8 protein-coding genes are annotated in these 4856 nt (G+C 40.4%); 3 read left to right on the top strand and 5 right to left on the bottom strand.

What is annotated here, in order from left to right; translation table 11 throughout:
- Positions 1 to 97 precede the first annotated feature (97 nt).
- Positions 98 to 523 carry a transcriptional regulator Spx gene (spx, locus tag A5875_RS20035; protein ID WP_088935330.1) on the top strand — a complete coding sequence of 142 codons (426 nt, stop codon included), beginning with the start codon at positions 98 to 100 and terminating at the stop codon, positions 521 to 523.
- 247 nt (positions 524 to 770) lie between these two features.
- Positions 771 to 1373: a hypothetical protein gene (locus tag A5875_RS20030; RefSeq protein WP_088935329.1), complete on the top strand. Its 603-nt coding sequence runs from the start codon at positions 771 to 773 to the stop codon at positions 1371 to 1373.
- Positions 1374 to 1424: 51 nt separating this feature from the next.
- On the opposite strand, the gene A5875_RS20025 is transcribed toward A5875_RS20030, so the two are convergent.
- Positions 1425 to 2057 (bottom strand): pentapeptide repeat-containing protein, encoded by a 633-nt coding sequence (locus A5875_RS20025; protein ID WP_088935328.1) that lies wholly within the window; start codon positions 2055 to 2057, stop codon positions 1425 to 1427.
- Positions 2058 to 2121: 64 nt separating this feature from the next.
- Positions 2122 to 2661 (bottom strand): GNAT family N-acetyltransferase, encoded by a 540-nt coding sequence (locus A5875_RS20020; RefSeq protein WP_088935327.1) that lies wholly within the window; start codon positions 2659 to 2661, stop codon positions 2122 to 2124.
- A 199-nt stretch (positions 2662 to 2860) separates the two neighbouring features.
- Here A5875_RS20020 and A5875_RS20015 point away from each other — a divergent pair, with 199 nt between their 5' ends.
- Complete coding sequence (locus tag A5875_RS20015; RefSeq protein WP_088935326.1) at positions 2861 to 3652, top strand: hypothetical protein; 792 nt, start codon at positions 2861 to 2863, stop codon at positions 3650 to 3652.
- Positions 3653 to 3711: 59 nt separating this feature from the next.
- On the opposite strand, the gene A5875_RS23860 is transcribed toward A5875_RS20015, so the two are convergent.
- Genes A5875_RS23860 through A5875_RS20005 form a run of 3 tightly spaced genes read right to left on the bottom strand, consistent with a single transcriptional unit; the run spans position 3712 to position 4771 of the window.
- Entirely contained in the window at positions 3712 to 3879 is a 168-nt protein-coding gene (locus tag A5875_RS23860; RefSeq protein ID WP_176244763.1) for a hypothetical protein, read from the bottom strand.
- Positions 3876 to 4460, bottom strand: coding sequence for a DUF1700 domain-containing protein (locus A5875_RS20010; RefSeq protein ID WP_088935325.1), 585 nt, complete (start codon positions 4458 to 4460; stop codon positions 3876 to 3878). The genes A5875_RS23860 and A5875_RS20010 overlap by 4 nt, the downstream gene beginning before the upstream one ends.
- Positions 4457 to 4771, bottom strand: coding sequence for a PadR family transcriptional regulator (locus A5875_RS20005; protein WP_088935324.1), 315 nt, complete (start codon positions 4769 to 4771; stop codon positions 4457 to 4459). Before A5875_RS20005 ends, A5875_RS20010 begins: the two co-directional genes overlap by 4 nt.
- Positions 4772 to 4856: the final 85 nt, after the last annotated feature.

Genomic DNA, 4856 nt, shown 5'->3' with positions numbered 1-4856 from the left:
ATTAGATTAACAAGGGATGATAAGTGCTGTATCGTAATATTTGTAGAATAACACAGAGTATTTAAAAGAATGAACTTATCGGAAAGGTGTTTTGAAAATGATTAAATTATACGGCTCGGCTAGTTGCAATTCCTGCAGAAAAGCGAAAGCATGGTTAGAAGAACAAAGTTTGGATTTTGAAGAAAGAAATATTATTACTGATCCGCTAACAAAAAGGGAGCTTAAAGAAATTCTTTCCTTGACTGAAAATGGTACAGAAGACATCATCGCGACACGCTCAAAGGTCTATCAGAAATTTGATTTTGATCTCAATGATTTGTCTTTCAATGAATTAGTCGGAATTATCGAAGAAAACCCAGGTCTACTAAAACGTCCGATCGTGATAGACGAAACTAAATTGCAAATCGGTTTTAACGAAGATGAAATCCATCAATTTATTCCACGTGAAGTGCGTAAGCTGAATTCAAAGAAAATGACAGAAACATTGTTTTACATGGACTGGGAAAAGCAAAAATTTGCTTAGACGGCAGCTTAGGATAAGCGCAGAGCTGTATTGCTTTTGTTAAAAAAGCAGGTAGAACCGATTGAACAAAATATCGGCCCATCAATTGGAGAAAAGCACCAAAATGATGAGTAGTACTTGAATAGTCGGCTACACCAGCACCTGCAACCAAGAAAGTTGCGGGTGTATTGTCTTTTTCCATTGGGATTTTATCACTGAGAGCTAAGTGATAAGGTCTGGTACCACGTTGAAAGGGGCTTATGATGACATGACAACAGATTTTGAGAAGAAGGCTACGGAAATCATGCTAGAGGCTGGGATCAGTTTAGAGCATATTCAGTCACAGAGAAGAAATTTTTTTCAAGATACCCATATAGAAAATTATTACAACAAAGTAGAAAACAGTGAACACCTAAGTAAAAATATCCCTATCCAGAAAATCATCGCGTTAAAAACGGATGGGACGGTCGTGGGAAAATCGGTTTATGACCTCTTTATGGGAAGAACGACGGAAGGAAGAGATGAAAAAAAAATCGATGCTAATTTAACATCATTGAAGGAACATGGCTTGACCTTTCAGCTGGCATTTTATTCTGGCGAGTTTAACTTCGAAGGTTCATCTCCACTTCGCTTTAATTATTATAAAGAGGATGATTGTTATATCCTGCAAAATGACGGGGTTCATCGAACGATCTCGGCCAAAATGTTTAATGCGCCGACTATGTCAGGAATCGTTACCGACTATGAGCTGGATAAAGAAAAGAAGAAGCTGTATGAGGAATATGACTCCTTGCAAGAAATTTTACGTTTAACGGATATCAAAGGATTGACGTTGGATTATTTTCAAGAAAAAATGAATAAAAAGGATTAATAAAAAACTAATAACGCCCTCTCCATTACGTTCAATGGAGAGGGCGTTGTTTTACATATAACCTTCAGCTTCTTTGCGGGTCAGCCAGAAATGAATCCCGCCAGTGGAATCCGCCCAGCGATTGGGATTGAAATTTTCTGCTACCACATATTCACCCACGCGATAAACAAAATCGCCGTCAACATACGAGACCGCTTCGTCATAGTCTTCATTGGTATACATATCCTTGATGCTTAAAACTTTAGCTTTGTCGCAGCGGCAGCAGGTATTCGTCGCAGAGGTTCTGCGGGCATCTGCTGGGATCAGCAATTGAACGATCCGATAATCAAAGCATTTTTTGTAACCAACGAAAGGCCCTTCAGCAGGGCAGTAAAGTTCAAAAAATTGGGTCCGTTCATCATGGATGATATCGGTCAGGTCAGCATGCTCCAGCATAGCAAAAAACAAATTCGCCCCAGAAATATCTGCGCCGCGCAAACTGCAGCCTTGAAAGTCCGTACCTTGTAAAGAAGCATCTCTTAAAATCGCTTCTGAAAAATCGCAATCGATACATAGGCAATTACTTAAATTCGCTCCGGCCAAATCGGCATTGGAAAAATCGACGCGTTCAAAGGTCATATCGTGAAAATTTGCTTGTTGCAGCTTGCGAAACGAGTAATCGTGATTTTTTAGCGTGGCATTCATTTAATATCGTGTCCTTTCTCCGAGATCCTCTTTCTCTTATTTTAGCATCCTAATCAGTTGGAAACTATCTCTTATCCAACAAATTGATCCAATAAACTTGAACCTCTTTTCCATCATCGTGGCTAAATTCTCTTTCCAGAACGCCGCCATTTTTGCGAATGGTTCGCGCAGAAGCTATATTTTCCTTGTAACAGGCAACCATCACTTTTTCAAGGCCCAGTATTTTGCAATAATCCAGTCCTAAACGCAGCATCTCTGAGGCATTGCCTTTTCCACGTTCACTCGGGCGCACGCCAAAACCAATATGACCGCCGAATTCCAGTAAAAATTCGTTCAGCTCATGTCGAATATCGATCGTGCCAATAATTTTTTGATCCTTTTTGCGAATTGCAAGCAGGGTAGTAGAGACGACCCAATCAGAGGGGACGGTCGCTTTGTCGGACTGTTTGGTCAAATGGCTCAACCAAGCGCTGTAGCTTTCCATCTCGGTCAATAATGAGGAGCCGTGAAGAGAATCCTCGCCTAAGGAAAAATGTTCCTCTATGTAATCTTGGACCGCGGCTTCATGACTTTCTTGGGGCTGAATCAAGTGAATTGTTTCCATGAGCTTCACCTCTTTGACTTTATTTGATGCTAGTGTAGCATGCTTCAGGTATAAATGGACCGCAGATTAAGTAATTAACAATGCTAATTATTCAGATTAACATCAATAAAAGCGACCTCACTATTAAATACGAAATTGAAAGCGATATTATTTTTTTGTTTATTCGTGATATAATTTAGAAAAAAGTGAGGGGGATATTATGAAAAAGGTGACATTGCTACTTTTGGTGGTCAGTACTTTTTTATTGGCTTCGTGCGGAAGCAACAAAAGCGAAACCGATGATGCTGGAAAGGATCAGACGAGCACCAGCAGTAAAGCCAAAACCAATAATTCGACAGATGGAGGCAAGTTCAAAACATCCGACGGGAAAACGGCTTTAGTTTTTAGTACAGGCGAAGTCAAAAAAGGCGGCTTTCCTGGTGAAAAAACGACGGCGGGAGATTACAAGCAGTATATGCACTTCAATGTAGACAGTTCGATGGACTGTGAAATGTACGGATATATTGGCGAGTCGTACGGTTCATTGAAAGAATGGTCTGATTCACCGGACACAACAGTAAAGGATTTGACCATTGCCGAAAAAGCGATTCCTTGTTTTTACTTACTAAAGGACAAGGATGATCGGGAAATCGCGTATCACCTTTATGATGAGGCGCTTGAAGAAAAATACGCAAAAGAGTATGAAGAAGACGAAAGCTTGTATATTTATATGCAGCCTGTTCCGGCACTCAATCAATTAGCGGAAGAAATGACGGAGCTGGAGAGTTCAGAAGCAAAAGACGTCACCCAAAAAACTGGTGAAGCGGAGGGCTATAAGTACACTTATGTGACTTATCATTATGACGAAGATGCCGCCGACACAACATTCTATGTCATTTATGAGTTGAGCGACACTGTCAGATTCAGCTATCGGATCATGGAGACTGGAGCAGATTTTGATCCATTGACCGAAGTGGAGAACACTGCTAAAAATATTAAACTTGACGATTAAAATAATTTCCACAAAAAAAGAAAGAATCCTCTTCGCATATACGAAAGGATTCTTTCTTTTTAATCATCAATATAAAAGCCAACGACATCGTACCAATGACGCTCATCATAGTCCATTCGATAGCTGCTAGGTGAAAAACCGGATAGTGCATATCCCAACAGCATCAAAAAAATTCCGGCACCAATTAAATACGTAGCGAGTTTGGGTATCAAAAGTTTTGATCTCATACTTGGACCACCTTTCGTTGGAAAATGTTGCGACGAATGACGTTCATCAAGCGGCGATGCATATTCATGAAGACCGCGCTGAATTTATAGGTCAACCACATACATAACAGACCAAAACCGAATAAGAACATACCGGCACCAAGCTGTGTTACCCCCATAAAGAACGAATCGAATAGGACGAAGGGACTAGTGAACGCAGCTGCGACACCGCCGATGATCGTACCACCAGCCAAACAAGCCCCCGTAAAAGGAATACACCAGATAACGATATCAATACTCAAAAGAACGAGAAATGCTGCCAACGCCAGACTGCCCCATAATGGGAAGCCTAAAACCAAAAGTGTGATCCATAACCAGTTAAGCCGGCGTGGGACCTTGACCTCAGTAGGGATGCCTGCAGCTTCATAAGCTAACTGCTTGGGATCTCCCAATTTTTTGACGGCGGCTCGCTCTGAGTAACCATCCTCCATTAAATCTAAAATCATTTCGTCATAATATTCAATCAAGCGATGGACTTCGCTAGGTCTAACTTCGTAAGCTAAATAATTGCTTAATTCCTTAATAAATTCCACTCGATTCATTCTTCAACACTCCTTTTAATATAGTAGTGAACGGCTTCGACATCGTTCCATTCTTTTAAAAACTCTTGAATACTGGCAACACCTAAATCTGTTAAGTGGTAATACTTTCGCAACCGCCCATTGTGGACTTTAGAATAGGTAGAGACTTTTTTATTTGTCTCCAGCCTTTTTAAGATCGGGTACAGTGTCGATTCGGTAATCTCAAGATGTGGATGAATTTCTTTGACGATCTGATAGCCGTAGGAATCGATCTCCACTAATGAGGCCAAAACACAATACTCAATCAAACCTTTCTTCAATTGACTATCCATCAACAACACCTCTTTATACGTTATACTATACATTACATAGTATAGAGGAGACTATAGGACTTTAGGCCTATATTTTGTAAAAAAC

Origin of the sequence: Enterococcus sp. 3H8_DIV0648 (genome assembly GCF_002140655.1) — a bacterium.
GTDB classification, from domain to species: Bacteria; Bacillota; Bacilli; order Lactobacillales; family Enterococcaceae; genus Enterococcus_A; species Enterococcus_A hulanensis.
The sequence above is the reverse complement of the archived record's forward strand: the minus strand, read 5'-3'. Positions and strand labels throughout refer to the sequence as shown.